The sequence below is a fragment of the Nonomuraea sp. NPDC050691 genome (assembly GCF_040654455.1).
Taxonomy (GTDB): domain Bacteria; phylum Actinomycetota; class Actinomycetes; order Streptosporangiales; family Streptosporangiaceae; genus Nonomuraea.
The window spans coordinates 1-16,529 of sequence record NZ_JBFAIA010000186.1; the positions used below are offsets into that span (position 1 = coordinate 1).

The following is a 16,529-nucleotide window of genomic DNA, read 5'->3' on the forward strand; positions in this document are numbered from 1 at the left end:
CGCTGTTCCTCGCCGTCCCCCGGCTGCGCGGGCACTGGCGGCGCGGGCCCGGCGCGCGCCCGGTCCCGCTGTGGTGGTCGTGGACCCTCGCGCTCGTCACGATCGCGGTGATCGCCCTGGTCGCCGCCGGTTTCTACGCCCGTCAGCCGCTCACCTGGCCGGCGCTCCTGTCGTCGTCCGTGGACATGCCCTTCCACCTGGCGCTGACCGGCGAGCTGCGGCACCACGTGCCTCCCACGATGCCGTCGGTCGCCGGCGAGCCGCTCGCCTACCACTGGTTCGTGTACGCGCACCTCGCGGCGGCCAGCCGGGTCACCGGGATCGAGCCCGCGGTCGTGCTCTTCCGGCTGGCCGTGCTGCCCATGCTGGCGGCGTTCGTCGTCCTGCTCGGGATGGTGGGGCGCCGCCTGACGGGCTCGCGGAGGGTGGCGGCCGGCGCGGTGGCTGCGACGGTGTTCGTGGCCGCGCCGGGCCTGTACGCGGGGTCGGCCGCCGGCCTGCTGTCCTGGACGCCGCCGTACTCGTGGGCCAGCCCCACCCAGACCTTCGCGGCCCTGCTGTTCGCGCCCGTGATGCTCCTGCTCCTCGACCTGTCCGGCGCGGGCGGGCGCGGCCGGGGCTGGTGGGCCCTGCTGACGATCATGCTGGTGGCGCTGGCCGGGGCCAAGGCCACCTACCTCCCCCTCCTCGCGGCCGGCCTGCTCGTCGTCGCCGTGACGGAGGCGGTCACCAGGTTCCGGGCGCCCCGGCAGGTGATGGCCGTGCTCGGCCTGACGGCGGCGTGCCTGGTGTTCGCGCACGTGGTGCTGTTCGGCGGCGCCCGGCAGGGCCTCGTCGTCGATCCGCTGTCGATGGTCCGGGTGACCTGGCGCAACCTGACCGGCGCGGGCGCCGCGGAGCACGTCCCGGGGCCGGCGCTGCTCGGGGCGACGCTCCTGTGCCTGCTCGGCGCGGCCGTCACCTGGTGCGGGGCGCTGGGGCTGCTGTGCCGGCCGCGGCTGCTCGCCCGTCCTCCCGTGGTGCTGGCCGTCGGCATGAGCGCCGCCGGGCTGGGCGCGGCGCTCCTGCTCGGCCATCCGTCCCTGTCGCAGGGGTACTTCCTGCAGGCGGTCTTCCCCTACCTGGCGATGGTCGCCTGCCACGGCCTGGCCGTCGCGGTCCGGAGGGCGGGGGTGCGGCCGGCCATGGCGGTGGGGGCCGCCTGCGTCGGGGTGGCCGCCGTCCTGGCGATCCGCCTGCTGCTCGACGTCAGGGTGCCGCTCCGCCCCGGCGTGAACGGCGCCGCGCTCTACCTCCCGTACGCGGCGCTGCTCGGCCTGGTGGTGACGGCGGCGGTGGCGCTGCGCGCGCTGCGCCAGAGCCGGTCGCGGACCTTCGCGCTGCTGCTCTGCCTGGTCACCGCGGCGGGGACGCCGGCGGCGTGGACGGCGCAGCTCGCGCTGGGCGCAGCGAAGGGGCCGCTGCCGGCCGCGACGCACCGCCGGGTGGGCCCGGACGCGCCCCGAGGGGCGGTCGCGGCCGGGCGATGGCTGCGCGCCCACTCGCACCCGGACGACCTCGTCGCCACGAACGCGCACTGCCGGTGGGGCTTCGAGTCCCCGTGCGACAGCCGCACCTTCTGGGCCGGCGCGTTGAGCGAACGGCGCACGCTGGTCGAGGGGTGGGCGTACACGGCGACCTCCCTGGCCGGCGTGCGGCCCGAGGAGACGGCCGAGCACCGCCCGTTCTGGGACCAGGAGCGGTTGCGCGCCAACGACGCCGTCTTCCTGCGGCCGTCGGCGGAGGCGGCCCGGATCCTGCGCGAGCGCTACGGCGTGCGGTGGCTGTTCGTGGACGAGACCCGGCTGCCGCCGGGCGTCCGCCTGGAAGGTGCGGCCACGCCGCGCTTCCGCTCCGGCGACCACGCCGTCTACGAGCTGACCGGCGACGGCCCGGCGGCCACGCCGCCTCCCGGCTGACCGGCGACGGCCCGGCGGCCACGCCGCCTCCCGGCTGACCGGACGGACCTGGTCGCGGTATGGCCGCAGGCACGGGCGGGCAATGTTTCGCGCGGCCGGAGCGCCGCCACCGCCGCGGGCCGTCCGATGGCGATGATGACGCCCGTGAAGGTCATGACGTCCTCGGCGGCCCTCGCTCTTCGCACGCTGGCCACGCGCGGGGTCAGGCTGGGCCTGGAGACGGTGACAGGGGTGATCATCGCGCGCACCCTGCAACCCGAGGGCAGGGGCGTCTACGCGGTGATCAGCACCGCGGCGTTCGCCGCCATCGTCGTGGGCCACCTGTCGCTGGAGAAGTCGCAGATCACCCTCTGGGAGGACCGTTCGCGGCACCAGCCGCTCGCCACGAACGGCCTGATCCTGGGGCTGATCCTGGGGTCGCTGTCCGCGCTGGGCGCCCTCGGGATCGTGGCGCTGAGCGGCTCGCCAGGAGGGCTCGTCCTGTGGGTGCTGGCCCTGGCGGTGGTGCCGCTCGGGGCGGCCTCCGTCAACCTCAACGGCATCATGACCCTGCAGTCCCGGATGGACGTCGTCAACCGCAAGTCGCTCCTCGCGGCGCTGGCGCGGTGCCTGCCGATCCTGGCGCTCGCGATCCTGGGGCACCTGACGCTCACCGGCGTGATCGTCTGCTGGGCGCTCTCGATCGCCCTGCCCTTCGTCCTCGTGGTGGGCGGGATCCGGCCGATCTCGCTGCGCGTGGACCGTGCGCTCGTCCGGCGCCAGCTCGGCCTCTCCGGCAGGTACCACGTGGGATGGGTGGCCCTGTACCTCATCGTCACCATCGACGTCCCGCTGCTCAGCGCTCTGGACTCTCCGGCGGCGGTCGGCATCTACACCGTCGCCGTCACGGTCATGACCCTCACCCGGATCCCCTGCGAGACGATCACCCAGATCGCCCTTCCCAAGCAGGCCTCCCGGGACGTGGACGAGGCCAAGCACGTCACCGTCCGCGCGCTGAGGCTCATCCTGCTCGTCTCCTCCGCCTTCGTGGTGGTGCTCGTGGCGGCCTCGCCGTGGATGATCCCCCTGGTCTACGGCGAGTCCTTCGCGGGAAGCGTGGCCCCGCTGCTCGCGCTCGCGCCGGGAACGGTCGCCCTGATGCTGATCAGGGCCGTCGAGCAGCATCTCGTGCGGCTGGAACGCCCGCTGACGATGACCGCCGTCTCGGTCGGCGTCCTCTGCGCGAACGTGCTGCTCAACCTGGTGATGATCCCCCGATGGGGCGCGGTGGGCGCGGCGCTGGCGTCCACCGTGACGTACATCGCCATGGCCGTCCTGGAGATATCACGCTTCGCCCGGTTGACGGGGCTGCCGGTGCGGGCGCTGGTACCCGGCAGGGCCGAGGTTCATTCGGTCGTGAAGCCGTTGATGGCGGTGGCTTCCGGAAATTCGCGACACGCCTCGCGGCATCCCGCGTCACACCGCCCGGATTCCTACTCTGAGTGATGGTGATATTGCTCAGAGTGGTCGTTCGGCTGCTCGCCGACGCACGGAGGACCCCATGGGGACGTCAGGAGAGCCGGCCGACCTCAGGCGCGTCGCGCTGCTCATCGGGCAGCTGGGCCTGGGCGGCGCGGAGAAGCAGGTGTCCCTCCTCGCGCGCGAGCTGCACAGCAGGAAGATCGCTGTGGACGTGCTGCTGCTGTCGAAGGGCGGACCGCACGAGCCCGTGCTGCGAGCCGCCGGGGTCGGCGTGCACCATCTGGGCTTCACCCGGAGGCCGTCGGGCAGCATCGCGGACCCGCGCAACCTGCGGGCCTTCGCCCGCCTCGTCCTGCTGCTGCGCAGGCTGCGGCCCGACGTGGTGCACGCGTTCCTCCTGCACAGCTACCTGATCGGCGCGCCCGCGGCCCTGCTGGCGCGCGTGCCCGTGATGGTCGCCGGCCGTCGCGGGCTCAGCGACATCAAGCGCAAGCAGGGACGGCTCTTCTCGCTGGGCAGCGCGATGACCGCGATCACCGACCACGTCGTCGCCAACGCGGCCGCGGTCGCCGAGGACGCCCGGACGGTCGAGGGCATCCCGCCGCACAAGCTGAGCGTCATCTACAACGGCCTCTCCGACGCGGCGTTGGAGGTGGTCGAGCCCGCGACCGTGGACACCCGGCTGCCCGTGGTGGTGTGCCTGGCGCGCCTGCGGCCCGAGAAGGGGCACGACTGCCTGCTGGACGCCGCCGGCATGCTCGCCCGGGAGGGCCGGCGGTGCACGTGGGTGCTCGTCGGCGACGGCCCGGAGACGGAGCGGCTCAAGACCCGGGCCGGCGGGCTGGACGTCGACGTCCGCTTCTGGGGGGCGGTGACCGACCCGCGGCCGTTGCTGGCCCGCGCCGACGTCGTCGTGCTCCCTTCCGACTCGGAAGGGCTGAGCAACGCGATCATGGAGGCGATGGTCCAGCGGCGGCCCATCGTGGCCACCTCGGTCGGGGGGACGCCGGAGCTGCTGGGGGATGACCGCGGCGTGCTGGTGCCGCCGTCGGACCCGGCGGCTCTCGCCCGCGCCGTGGCCGGGCTCCTCGACGACCCCGGCCACGCCGCGCGCCTGGCCGCCGAGGGCCGGGCCTGGGCTCTGAAGAACCTCGACGCCACGACCATGGTCGAGGAGCACATCGCGCTGTATCGCCGGCTCCTCGCCCGCTCATGACGTCCTTATGGGCCCTTTCAGGGAACGGCAACGACTCCGTCCAGCGCGTAGCGCCTGCCCCGTTGTGATCGCCTGCCCGTCCAGACTCCCCTCATGGCCATATCTCGACCGGGTTACGCGCTCGAAAAGCAGACAAACACACAACCGGGCCGGCGCACCGGCATGGGAGGAAGATCCGCCCGCCGGGAAAGGACGCGGCGCCTTGTCCACTGGGCTCCCGCCGTGCTCACCCTCGGCTTCGTCGCGGCCGTCCTGTACCGCTACGGCGTCTCCCTCACGGACATGGGTTCGTACGGCGCGTACGTCGTGCTGTGTCTCGCGCTCCCGGGCCTGCTCCTCGTCCGCGCCCTCTACGGCGACAGCCGCACCCTGGCGGAGGAACTGGCGCTCGGCACGACGCTCGGCCTGGCCGTCGAACTGGCGACCTACATCGCGGCCCGCGCGGCGGGCTTCCCGCTGCTCGTCCTGGCGTGGCCGGCGGTCACCTACGCCGTGTTCCTCGCCGTGCCCGGCCTGCGCAGGCACTGGAAGGGGGGCGGCCTCCGGCCGGGCGCGCCCGTCTGGTGGTCGTGGGCGCTGGCGACGCTCGTCTGCTATCTGGTGGCCAAGGCCGCCTACAGCCACTTCGGCGCCGCGCCGCTCACCTGGCCGGAGCTCGCGGCCTACTCGGACGACACGCCGTTCCACCTGGGCCTGATCGGCGAGCTGAAGCACCATGTGCCGCCGATGAGTCCCATCGTCGCCGGCGAGCCGCTGTTCTATCACTGGTTCGTCTACGCGCACTGGGCGGCCGCCAGCTGGATCACGGGGGTGGAGCCGCTGGTGCTGCTGCTCCGGCTGGGCATGCTGCCCGTGCTGGCCGCGTTCGTCGTCCTGGTGGCGATGCTCGGGCGCCGGGTGACGGACTCGTGGACGGGCGGCGCGCTCGCGGCCACGGCCACGCTGCTCGTGGGCGCTCCCCGCATGTTCCTCGGCTCGCTCGGGACGTTCACCTGGGGCGGGATCCACGACGCGGCATGGGGCAGCCCCACGTTCGCCTTCGGGGCGCTGCTGTTCGTCCCCGCCGTCCTCCTGCTGACCGAGCTGCTGCGCCATCGCTGGTACGACCTCGGCGCATGGCTCGTCCTGGGCGTCCTCCTCCTGGCGGTCATGGGCGCCAAGGCCACCTACCTGCCGATGCTGCTCGTGGGGCTGGCGGTCGTGGCGATGATCGAAGGGGTGCGGCGGCGCCGGCTGCCGTGGCCCGTGCTCACGGCACTCCTGATGACCGGGGCGTGCCTGGTCTTCGCGCAGCTCGTCCTGTTCGGCGGGCGGCGGCAGGGCCTGATGGTCGCGCCCTTCTCGTTCATGCGCACCGTCTGGCAGGACCTGACCGGCATGCCGGTGAACGCCACTCCCACGCTGCTGTCGCTGGCCGGCGTCGCGGCGGTGTACCTCCTGGCCTGGGCCGTCACCTGGAGCCCGATGCTGGGGCTGCTGACCAGGCCGAGACTGTTCCTCCGGCCTGACGTGGCGCTCATGCTCGGCATAGCCGCCGCGGGGCTCGGCGGGATGATCCTCCTCGATCACCCCGGGCGCAGCCAGATCTACTTCCTGTGGGGGTCGCAGCCCTACCTGGTGATCCCCGCGGTCTTCGGCGTCCTCGTCATCATGCGCCGGGCCCGGGTCCGGCGCGCCTGGACGCTGGGCGCGATCGGGGCCGGGCTGGCCGGCGCCTACGCGATCCCGCTGCTCCTCGGCGTCAGCGCGCCCCTGGAGCCGGGCCGCTCCGACACCGTCCTCCTCCTTCCGTACCTGACGCTGGTGGCCGTCGTCGCGCTGGGTGCCCTCGCCGTCGTGGTCACGCGGTCCCGGCTGCGCGGCTGGGCCCTCATGATCGTGGCGCTGGCCGCCATGGGCCTGCCCGCCGCGCACCACGTGCGGGTGATCTCGTTCCTGTCCGGCGCCGGCCGGGCGGCGGTCGCCTCCGCGGAACCGGCGCCGCCGGCTCCGCCAGGGGTCCTGACCGCCGCGCGCTGGCTGCGCGCCCACTCCTCGCCCGACGACCTGGTCGCCACGAACGTCCACTGCCGATGGGGGCTGGAGAACCCCTGCGACTCGCGCCAGTTCTGGGTCTCCGCGCTGGCCGAACGGCACATGCTGGTCGAGGGGTGGGCGTTCACGGTGAAGAACGCGGACAGCTGGCAGCCCGGCCGGCTGGAGCAGCACCAGCCCTTCTGGGCCCGGGAACGGCTCGCGGCCAACGACGCGGCCTTCCAGGCGCCGTCCACGGCCACCGTCCAGGGACTGCGCGACCGCTACGGCGTGCGCTGGCTCTTCGTGGACGAGCAGCGCCCCGGGGTGAGCCGCGCCATCGGCGAGTTCGCGCGGTTCCGCTACCGCAGCGGAGCGTTCGCCGTCTACCAGACGGAGCCCTCCAAAGCCTGACACCTCGCACGGCCGGCGGCGGCTCCCGCGAGCCGCCGCCGGCCGTTTCTCATCCCCGGCGGCGGCTCATCGGCGCGCGGGCGTGGACGGAACCGGATCGGTCGTGCCGGGCTCGTCCGCCGCCGGCGGGGGAGCGGGAGCCTGGTCCCGGGTGGACCGGGTCCAAGCCACCGCCGCCAGCAGGCTCGCCACCAGGACGATGGGCAGCCGCTGCCGGAAGATCAGCCCGATGTTGGCCATCGTGGTCGCGTAGGCGATCGTCCCGGGCACGATGAACAACATGAGGATGAGCAGTGTCGTGCGGTCCCGGCGCCACAGCTCACGCGCCCCCCTCACCGCGCCGTACAGCAGGACGTACCAGATGACCACGTCGATCTTCCCCAGGTGCAGCGTGAGGCTGCCGCTCTGCCACGGGAAGGGGGACAGGAGCGTGTAGACCACCTTCATCCCCAGGCCGCTCCACCGGTTGCCGCCGTCGTCGAAGTGCACCCCCGAGGCGTTCTCGGCGTTGGAGCGCATGACGGCCTCCGACTGTCCCTGGTCCATCTGCCGCTCGGCCAGCTCCAGCGGCGTGTTCTCGTACACCCCGCCCGCGAACAGCATGGCGGCCACCAGCAGCGCGCCGAAGGCGAAGAGCTTGCGCACGGAGAACGTCGACTTCGAGGCCACCACGCCGCAGACGATCGGGATCACCGCCAGGAACACCATGTACGGGCGGACGTGCCACAGGCACCACAGCAGCGGCAGGGCCAGCAGCAGCACGCTCGTCCTGAACCGCTGCGCGACGGACGCGCCGATGCCGACGCAGGCCACCACGAGGAACGCGTTGAACCCGTCCTTGTAGGTGTCGGACGTGTGCAGCAGGAACGCCGGCGTGAACGCGGTCACCAGGAGCAGCCGGAACGCCGCCCGGTCGTCGGCCCCGATCAGCCGGGCGATCCGGTACATCACCACGCACAGCACGCACGCCAGCAGCGCCACCACGGCCGTGCACGCCAGCGGCGCCGGGCCGCCGCACAGGTACATGACCAGCGCGAACACGTTGCACGGCACCGCGGCGGTCCCGAGGATCTCCATGTCCGCGGCCGTGACGAACTGGAAGCCGTCCAGCTTCCAGGAGTTGAGGATCATCATCCCGCGGACTTCGTAACCCAGGTTGTCGCCGCCGTAGTCGATGACGCCGGAGCGCACCACCAGCACGTGGACGGCGAGGCGCGCCCCGAACGCCGCCAGCAGGACGGGCATCGCGCGCCGGGCCGCCGGCGCGTCCAGATGCGCGTTGACCAGCAGGATGAGTGTCACGGCGGCGGCCGCGACGATGACGAGTTCCATGGAAGGCGACTTTCCGTCCACCTGAGCACCTTGCTCCGATGCCCAGAAGCCGAACCGGACCGCCGGCAGGCAGGTCGGCGACGACGACGCTAGCGGCGGGGGGCGCGCACATCACTTCCCGGACTGTCTCCATGGCGTGCTGATTACCCCCCTTGGCCGACTCTTTCCGGTAAGGCGGCTTTCCTGCTGCGCTGCTTGTCCCGGGAAGCCCCACAAATCCCAAGGAGAGTAAGTGACGACTCCTCGAGATAACGCCCAGGTAGGGAGCGAGAAAACATTTCACCACTGACCGCGACGCCGTAAGCCGAAATCGCCGATACCGCAGCTAGCTTCGCCCACGTGAGCCAGGTTCGTCCTCTAGGAGCCGCATGAAGCCGGACAGTCGGATTCGCGTCATGGAAATCATCGCCCGGATGAACGTGGGCGGCCCGGCGACCCAGGTGCTGGGACTTTCCGAGCGGCTCAACCCGGACGTTTTCGAGCACCGGCTCTACACGGGGCACGTCGGCGACGAGGAGGGTGACCACCTCGGTCTGCGGCGGTCGGGCGTGCGGGTGCACCGCATCCCGGGGCTGGGCCGTTCCGTCCGGCCCACGGACGACTGCCGCGCCCTGTTCGCGCTGGTCTCCGCGATGCGGGCCTTCCGGCCGCACATCGTCCACACCCGCACCGCCAAGGCGGGCGCGCTCGGGCGGGTGGCGGCCGCGCTGGCCGGCGTCGGCGCGGCCCGGGCCCACGTCTTCCACGGGCACCTGCTCGACGGCTACTTCTCCGGCCCCAAACGCGCGCTGTACGTGCGCTCCGAACGGCTCCTGGCGTCCATGTCGGACCGCCTGGTGACCGTGGGGGCGCGGGTGCGCGACGACCTGCTGCGGGCCGGCATCGGCCGCCCGGAGCAGTACACCGTCATCCCGCCCGGCGTCCGCCTGGGGCCCGTCCCCGACCGCCTGGAGGCCCGCGGCGAGCTGGGCCTGCCGCCCGACGCGCCCGTGGTCGCCTACGTGGGGCGGCTCACCGGCGTCAAACGGCCCGACCGGTTCGCCGAGACCGCGCGCGAGGTGCTGCGCCGGGTGCCCGGGTGCCACTTCGTCGTCTGCGGCGGCGGCGAGCTTCAGGAGCGGCTGGAACAGGACATCGCCCCCGTCCGTGACGCCTTCCACCTGGTGGGCTGGCGCAAGGACGTGGAGACGGTCTACGCCGCCGCCGACGTGGTCCTGCTGACCTCGGACAACGAGGGCACGCCGCTCACGCTCATCGAGGCGCAGATGGCCGGCACCCCGGTCGTCTCCACCCGGGTCGGCAGCGTCGCCGAGGTCGTGCAGGACGGCCGTACCGGGCTGCTGGCCGCCACCGACTCCGCGGAGCTGGCGGAGCACACTGCCCGGCTCCTGTCCGACCCCCCGCTCGCGTCCCGGATGGGCGAGGCCGCCCGCCGGTGGTCAACCGCCTCGTTCGACGTGGACCGCCTCGTCGCGGACACCGAGGCCCTATACCGATCGCTGGCCGAGCACCGCCGGGATCGTCGTGTCACTACAGGAGGGATGAACAGGTGAAAGTCCTGGTAACCGGCGGCGCCGGCTTCATCGGCGCGAACCTGTGCCGGGCGCTCGCGGCGCGGCCCGAGATCGAGGGCATCACGGTGCTGGACGATCTGAGCACGGGGGACCTGGCCAACCTCGACGGTGTCGGCGTTGACTTCGTGCTGGGCAGCATCCTGGACGCCGACGTGCTGGCGGGCCTGGTCGCGGACGTCACGACCGTCGTCCACCTCGCCGCGCGGCCGTCGGTGCCCCGGTCCCTGCTCGACCCGATCGCCTCGCACGAGGTCAACGCGACCGGCACGCTCCGGGTCCTGGAGGCGTGCCGGCCGGCCAGGCCGCACGTGATCCTCGCCTCGTCGTCGTCGGTGTACGGCGACTCGGCGGCGCCGTCCAAGCACGAGGACCTGCCGACCAGGCCGCTCAGCCCGTACGGGGTGAGCAAGCTGGCGACCGAGGCGTACGCCCTGGCGTACGCGTCGAGCTTCGCCCTGCCGGTGCTGCCGTTCCGCTTCTTCAACGTGTACGGCCCCCTGCAGCCGGCGGGCCACGCCTACGCGGCCGTCATCCCGGCGTTCGTCTCGGCGGCCCTGGAGGGCGGCCCGGTGCCGGTCCACGGCGACGGGCGGCAGGCTCGCGACTTCACCTACGTGGGCTCGGTGACGCAGGTGCTGTGCGAGGCGGTCGTGCGCCGCGTCACCAGCGCCAAGCCGGTCAACCTGGCCTTCGGCACGCGCGTCTCGCTGCTGACGCTGAAGGACGTGCTCGCCTCGGTGCTCGACCGCCCGGTCGACGCCACCTACCTCCCGCCGCGCACCGGTGACATCCGGGAGTCGCAGGCATCCCCCGACCTGCTGCGCGAGCTCTTTCCCGGGGTGCGGCCGGTCTCGCTCGAGGACGGGCTCCGCATGACGGTCGCCTGGTTCCGGCAGGCGATGACCGCGAGCCCCGGCGTGCGCGCGTGAAGCGCCGCCATCCGCAGCCAACGATCGTGTCCAGAGGGGAAACCATGAGCAACGCAGCCACGTCCACGTACTTGATCACGGGCGGCAGCGGATTCGTCGGCTCGCACCTGACCGACGCCCTGCTCGCCCGCGGCGACTCCGTGGTCGTCCTCGACGACCTGTCCACCGGGCGGCGGGACAACCTGCGCCCGCACCCCGCCCTGCGCTTCGTGCGCGGGTCCATCCTGGACGAGCTGGTCGTCGACGAGCTGGTCCACCAGTGCGACGTGGTGGTCCACCTGGCCGCCGCCGTCGGCGTCAAGCTGATCGTCGAGCAGCCGCTGCGGTCGTTGATGACCAACATCAGGGGCTCCGAGAACGTCATCGAGGCGGCGCACCGCTACCGCAAGAAGATCCTCGTCGCCAGCACGAGCGAGATCTACGGCAAGAACTCCACCGGCCCGCTGCGCGAGGACGCCGACCGCATCCTCGGCAACACCGGGATCGTGCGCTGGGCGTACAGCACCGCCAAGGCCGTGGACGAGATCCTGGCCAACGCCTACCACCACGAGCGGGGCCTGCCCTCCATCGTGGTCAGGCTGTTCAACACCGTGGGACCGCGGCAGAGCCCGGCGTACGGCATGGTCATCCCGCGCCTCGTGCGGCAGGCCCTCAGCGGCGCCCCGCTCACGGTCCACGGCGACGGGACGCAGACCCGGTGCTTCGCCCACGTCGCCGACGTGGTGGACGCCCTGCTGCGGCTGCTCGGCGACGAGGCGGCCGTCGGCCAGACCTTCAACATCGGCTCGGCGGAGGAGGTGAGCATCCTGGAGCTGGCCAAGCTGGTCATCGAGCACACGGGATCCACCTCGGGCGTCGACCTGATCCCTTACCACGAGGCGTACCGCAAGGGCTTCGAGGACATGGTCCGCCGGGTCCCCGACACCACCAAGATCCGTGAGCTCACCGGATGGCAGCCGCGGCGCACGCTGGACGAGATCCTCTCGGAGGTCGTCAGGGAGGCGCGCGAGGAACTCGCGGTGGCGATGCCGTGAGCGGCGTGCTCACGCCGGCGGCCTGCGGTGCCGCCTTCGTGCTGACGACGCTGACCGCCGTGCCGCTGAAACGCCTGGCGCTGCGGTGGGGCTTCACCGACCGTCCCGGCGGTCACAAGGCCCACGCGCGCCCGACCCCGTACCTCGGCGGCATCGCGATCGCGCTGGTCACGGTCGTGACCACGGTCACGGTCGCGGGTCTCGCCGACCGGCGGCTCACCGCGATCCTGCTGGCGGCCACCGCGGTGGCCGCCCTCGGCCTCATCGACGACATCGCCTCGCTGCCCGCGGTCACGAGGCTCGTCGTGGAGACCGTGGCGGCCACCGGTGTCGTGCTCGGCGGCGTCGAGCTCACCCTCACCGGCGGCTGGCCGGACGCGCCGCTCACGATCGTGTGGATCGTCGTGGTGACCAACTCGTTCAACCTGCTCGACAACATGGACGGCGCGCTGGGGGCGGTGACGGCCGGCTCGGCCGCGTTCCTCGCGGCGATCGCGTTCCTGCTGACGCAGCCCGCTCTGGGACTCTTCCTGACCGTCCTGGCGGGAGCCGCGCTGGGCTTCCTGCCCCACAACTGGGCGCCGGCCAAGATGTTCATGGGCGACGCCGGCTCGCTGTTCATCGGGTTCGGCCTGACCTGCTCGGCCATCGTCCTGGTCAGCGGGCGCGGCCCGGACACCGTGGTCGCGGGGCTGCTGCTGCCGACGTTCGTGGCGACGGTCGACACCGGCGTGGTGTTCCTGTCGCGCGTACGGGCCGGGCGCTCGCCGCTCGCGGGCGGCACCGACCACGTCTCGCACCGGCTGCGCCGGCTGGGCTTCGACACCCGCCTGGTCGCGGTCGTGCTGGGCCTGATCGCCATGCTCGCCGGCGCGCTCTGCACGTTCATGGTCCTCGGCCTGGTGCCGCCGCTGACCGCGGCGATCGTGGGGGCGGGCACGGCGGTGGCCGCCATCACCATGCTCCAGGGCGTGAACGTCTACCAGCCACGCCGGGCCCTCGAAAACCCTCCACGAATCCGCGAAAGGCGGCGATGATCCCTTGGACCTGCTCTCCTTCATCCGGCTGGCCCGCAAGAGCTGGTGGCTGATCCTGCTGTCGCTCGTCATCTCGGTGGGCACCGCACTGGTCATCACCGCGAACATGCCGCCCAAGTACGCGGCGACGACCACCATGCTGTTCTCCAGCCACGACAAGCAGGGCGGTTTCTCACCGGCCTACCAGGTGAGCACCCTGTCGCAGGGCGTGCACTCCTACGCCAACCTGCTCACGAGCCGCCGCATGGTGAGCCAGGTGACCACGCCCGACGACGTGGCCCGGCTGCAGCAGAACATCACGGTCGACGTCGTGCCGGGCACCGTGCTGCTGCGCGCGATGGTCACCGACGAGGACCCCGAGCGGGCCGCCTCGCTGGCCAACGCCCTGAGCACGAAGTTCGCGCGGCTGGTGAGCCAGATCGAGCGGCCGACGCCCACCAGCAGGCCCACGGTCAAGGTGACCGTCGTCGACGGGGCGCAGGTGCCCACCGTGCCGGTCAGTCCCCTGCCGGTGGTCAACGTCCTGGTCGCCGTGCTGATCGGGCTGGTGGTCTCCATCAGCGCGCTCATCCTGCGTGACCGCCTGGACACCACCATCAAGAACAGCAACGCGCTGCAGCAGGCGTCCGGCAGCTCCGCGCTCGGCATCATCGGCTACGAGAGGGACGCCAAGCGCCACCCGCTCGTCGTGCGCCGCAAGGGACGCTCGTCCCGGGCCGAGGCGTTCCGGTCGCTCCGCACCAACCTGCAGTTCATCGGCGTCGACCGGAAGCCCAGGTCGCTGGTGGTGACGAGCTGCCTGCCCAACGAGGGCAAGTCGTCCACCTCCTCCAACCTGGCCATCACCCTCGCCCAGGCCGGCTGGCGGGTCCTCCTCGTGGACGGCGACCTGCGCCGTCCCAGGCTGCCTGACTACTTCGGCATCGAGGGCGGCGTCGGCCTGACCGACGTGCTCATCGGCAAGGTAAGCGTGGACGGCGTCGTCCAGACGTGGGGCGAGCCGCGCCTGTTCGTGCTGCCGTGCGGCCAGATCCCGCCGAACCCGAGCGAGCTGCTCGGCTCCGACGGCATGCGGCACCTGCTGGCGGAGCTCACCGCGGCCTACGACATCGTGATCATCGACGCGCCGCCGCTGCTGCCCGTCACCGACGCGGCCACGCTGTCCGCCCTGTGCGACGGGACCATCCTGGTCGCCAGGTACGGCCGGACCCGGCACGAGCACGTCGTGCGCGGCATCGAGCTGCTGTCGTCGGTCAGCGCCCGCGTCGTCGGCACGGTGCTCAACTTCGTCCCCGCCAAGGCCAGCCGCTACGACGGCTACGGGTACGGCTACGGGTACGAGTCCGCGGCGCAGGCCGAGGTCAAGACACCGGCGGGTGTGTGAGCAGCCGCAACGGGGGCGCCAGCGCCTCGGCGATCCGGCGCCCGGCCGCCCGGTAGGCCCACCGGGACCGGCCGTACGGGTCGGCGATGTCGGGACGATCGACAGGGACCAGGCCGCGCAGTGCCGCGGCCTGGTCCACGAGTGCCCGGGCCCGCCGCACGGGGTCGCGCTCCCAGCAGACGGCTTCCTCGTCCACCTCGCCCGCAAGCGCGCCGAACTCGGCGATGGTGAACGCCCGCGTGGCCGCCGGCAGGTGCAGGGCCACGACCTCGGCCCGGTGGGCGACGGTCGCGGCCAGCACCAGGTCGGCCCCGGCCACCAGCCCGGCCGTCAGTGGCCGTGAGACGAAACCCGACGGGTCGCCGCCGAGCCGCAGCAGCGCCCGCCGGGCCTGCTCGGGCATCCGCATGCCGGACGCCGCCCGGGTGCCCGCGCTCTCCACGACGAAGCCGGTGCCGAGCGCGGCGCGGGCCAGCCTCTCGGCCAGCGGCGAGCGGCAGATGTTGCCGGTGCACACGAACAGGATGCGGAAGGTGTCCGTCATGGTGCGCCCGCCATCAGCTCTCCGGCGAGGCGGCGACGCAGCCGCCGGGGGCCTGGAGGATCTTCGTGGTCTGCGGCCGGACGAGCGGCTGCACCGGCACCGCCGGCGCCGCCGCCGACGCGGGCTCCAGCAGCGTGAAGTCGAGGGTGCGCGCCTGTCCAGGGGCGAACTCCAGCACCGTGGAGTAGACGGGATGCGAGCGCTCCACCTCGCGGACGGGCTCGATCCGCGTGCCGTCCACCCGCGCCTCCGCCAGCCGTGCGCCGACGCTCGCGTACATCGACACCCACAGCAGGGTCGAGCCCTCGGCGTGGCGCCGCTCCGGCGAGTCCAGGCGGGTCGTCACGTAGGCCGGCAGACTGCGGCGCGGCACGTCGTTGTCCAGCCGCACGCGCACCCGCGAGGCGCGCCATCCGCCGTTGCAGCGCCCGAGCCGGTACTCCAGCGAGCGGCCGAGGTAGTAGTCCAGCTTGTTGCCGGCGGAGTTGTTGACGACCAGCCCGGCGAACGGCCCGGGCGCGGTCGGCAGCACGCCGCCGAGCGGGGTGGCGGCCAGGCGGCGCTCCTCGGCCCTGTGGCGGCTCCACACCTGGATCCGCCGCTCCTCCACCATGCGCGAGAAGGTGGACACCGCCTTCAACGGGTCGGGACGGGCCTGGAACATGGCCTCCACGACGGCTCCGGCGACCTTGATCAGATAGCGCTTGCGCCGGCGCGGGTCGTCGAAGCGGGCGTACGCCTCCCGCTCGGTGAGGTCCACGACGTTGCGGGCGGTCACCATCTCGCCGCTCGGCAGCCTGACCGGGCCGATGAGCTCCAGCATGTGGGACAGGCCGACGGGGTCGGTGGCGATCGCCCCGTCCAGGCGCCGGCCGGTGTGCCGCTGCCACAGCCCGGCCCACGTGGCCGCCGCGTACGGGAAGTGCGGGGAGAGGTTCGAGACCGACAGCAGCTCGGCCGCGCCCGGCCCGTAGCGGGCACGGTAGGCCGGGCCGTGGTCGACGACCGGCGTGGAGGTGCGGGGCAGGGCGTTGTTGACGGAGAGCCGGGTGATGCCGAGCCCGTCGCGGCCGGCGTCGAGGATGCCGAAGGCGCCCACGAGTCCGCCGGTGCCGCGGGCCTCGGCGTTGGTCTGGAAGGCGAGGAAGTAGTGGCGCGGGCCGTCGTGGCCCAGCATCGGGGGGAGCAGCGCGGCGGCGCCGGCCCCGGCGCGCAGGTAGCCGAGCAGCCGGTCGGTCTCGCGCAGGGCGCTCGCGCGGGCCGTGTCCAGCTCGGCCAGGCCGGTGACCGCCGGGGTGGCGGCCAGAAGCCGCCGGGCGCGGTCGATCCGGGCGGCGGCGGACTCCAGCGTCGGCGCGGCCACGGTGAGGTCGCCGAGCAGACGGGGGACCGTGCGCATGGAGAAGCCGCCGGGCCGCACCAGCCCCTCGCCGGCCTGATGGACGGCGGCGAGGACATCGGTGAGCTCGGCGGCGGTGCCGGCCAGGCCGCGGACGGTCGTCGCGCCGTCCCCGAGGAAGGGGGCGTGGGGGGTGGAGCACAAGCAGCGCGAACCTGGCGACGACCTCACCTCCGGCCTGGTGCAGGCCCGAGACGAGGGCGACCGGCTCACCACCGACGATCTGGTCGGCGT

12 protein-coding genes are annotated in these 16,529 nt (G+C 73.0%); 9 read left to right on the top strand and 3 right to left on the bottom strand.

Annotated features, from left to right (window positions below; translation table 11 throughout):
* The 4 genes from AB0H81_RS37845 to AB0H81_RS37860 all read left to right on the top strand — a co-directional run.
* A partial coding sequence (locus AB0H81_RS37845) for a hypothetical protein (RefSeq protein WP_358384974.1) occupies positions 1-1,958 on the top strand: 1,958 nt, incomplete at its 5' end.
* A 153-nt stretch (positions 1,959-2,111) separates the two neighbouring features.
* Positions 2,112-3,443: a polysaccharide biosynthesis C-terminal domain-containing protein gene (locus AB0H81_RS37850; RefSeq protein WP_358385006.1), complete on the top strand. Its 1,332-nt coding sequence runs from the start codon at positions 2,112-2,114 to the stop codon at positions 3,441-3,443.
* A gap of 55 nt (positions 3,444-3,498) precedes the next feature.
* Positions 3,499-4,635, top strand: a complete 1,137-nt coding sequence (locus tag AB0H81_RS37855) for a glycosyltransferase (RefSeq protein WP_358384977.1) — start codon at positions 3,499-3,501, stop codon at positions 4,633-4,635.
* Between the two features lie 222 nt (positions 4,636-4,857).
* Positions 4,858-7,062, top strand: a complete 2,205-nt coding sequence (locus AB0H81_RS37860; protein ID WP_358384980.1) for a hypothetical protein — start codon at positions 4,858-4,860, stop codon at positions 7,060-7,062.
* A 66-nt stretch (positions 7,063-7,128) separates the two neighbouring features.
* On the opposite strand, the gene AB0H81_RS37865 is transcribed toward AB0H81_RS37860, so the two are convergent.
* A complete protein-coding gene (locus AB0H81_RS37865) occupies positions 7,129-8,394 on the bottom strand; it encodes a hypothetical protein (protein ID WP_358384983.1) in 1,266 nt (421 codons plus the stop codon).
* Positions 8,395-8,789: 395 nt separating this feature from the next.
* On the opposite strand from AB0H81_RS37865, the gene AB0H81_RS37870 reads away from it, so the two are divergent.
* Genes AB0H81_RS37870 through AB0H81_RS37890 form a run of 5 tightly spaced genes read left to right on the top strand, consistent with a single transcriptional unit; the run spans position 8,790 to position 14,352 of the window.
* On the top strand, positions 8,790-9,947 hold the full coding sequence (locus AB0H81_RS37870) for a glycosyltransferase (protein WP_358384986.1): 1,158 nt from the start codon (positions 8,790-8,792) through the stop codon (positions 9,945-9,947).
* A complete protein-coding gene (locus tag AB0H81_RS37875; RefSeq protein ID WP_358384988.1) occupies positions 9,944-10,897 on the top strand; it encodes an NAD-dependent epimerase/dehydratase family protein in 954 nt (317 codons plus the stop codon). Before AB0H81_RS37870 ends, AB0H81_RS37875 begins: the two co-directional genes overlap by 4 nt.
* Before the next feature lie 44 nt (positions 10,898-10,941).
* Positions 10,942-11,931, top strand: coding sequence for a GDP-mannose 4,6-dehydratase (locus AB0H81_RS37880; protein WP_358384991.1), 990 nt, complete (start codon positions 10,942-10,944; stop codon positions 11,929-11,931).
* Positions 11,928-12,968 carry an MraY family glycosyltransferase gene (locus AB0H81_RS37885; RefSeq protein WP_358384994.1) on the top strand — a complete coding sequence of 347 codons (1,041 nt, stop codon included), beginning with the start codon at positions 11,928-11,930 and terminating at the stop codon, positions 12,966-12,968. The genes AB0H81_RS37880 and AB0H81_RS37885 overlap by 4 nt, the downstream gene beginning before the upstream one ends.
* 4 nt (positions 12,969-12,972) lie before the next feature.
* Positions 12,973-14,352 carry a polysaccharide biosynthesis tyrosine autokinase gene (locus AB0H81_RS37890; RefSeq protein ID WP_358384997.1) on the top strand — a complete coding sequence of 460 codons (1,380 nt, stop codon included), beginning with the start codon at positions 12,973-12,975 and terminating at the stop codon, positions 14,350-14,352.
* Here AB0H81_RS37890 and AB0H81_RS37895 read toward each other — a convergent pair.
* Entirely contained in the window at positions 14,330-14,896 is a 567-nt protein-coding gene (locus tag AB0H81_RS37895; protein WP_358385000.1) for a hypothetical protein, read from the bottom strand. The two genes, AB0H81_RS37890 and AB0H81_RS37895, sit on opposite strands and share 23 nt — an antisense overlap.
* A 13-nt stretch (positions 14,897-14,909) precedes the next feature.
* Complete coding sequence (locus AB0H81_RS37900) at positions 14,910-16,439, bottom strand: DUF4012 domain-containing protein (RefSeq protein ID WP_358385003.1); 1,530 nt, start codon at positions 16,437-16,439, stop codon at positions 14,910-14,912.
* Positions 16,440-16,529: the final 90 nt, after the last annotated feature.

What these genes read in the sequence shown, in the direction of transcription:
- AB0H81_RS37850 (WP_358385006.1), top strand. Translation starts at nt 2,112, where the DNA reads ATGACGTCCTCGGCGGCCCTCGCTCTTCGCACGCTGGCCACGCGCGGG.
- AB0H81_RS37855 (WP_358384977.1), top strand. Translation starts at nt 3,499, where the DNA reads ATGGGGACGTCAGGAGAGCCGGCCGACCTCAGGCGCGTCGCGCTGCTC.
- AB0H81_RS37865 (WP_358384983.1), bottom strand. Translation starts at nt 8,394, where the DNA reads ATGGAACTCGTCATCGTCGCGGCCGCCGCCGTGACACTCATCCTGCTG.
- AB0H81_RS37870 (WP_358384986.1), top strand. Translation starts at nt 8,790, where the DNA reads ATGGAAATCATCGCCCGGATGAACGTGGGCGGCCCGGCGACCCAGGTG.
- AB0H81_RS37880 (WP_358384991.1), top strand. Translation starts at nt 10,942, where the DNA reads ATGAGCAACGCAGCCACGTCCACGTACTTGATCACGGGCGGCAGCGGA.
- AB0H81_RS37895 (WP_358385000.1), bottom strand. Translation starts at nt 14,896, where the DNA reads ATGACGGACACCTTCCGCATCCTGTTCGTGTGCACCGGCAACATCTGC.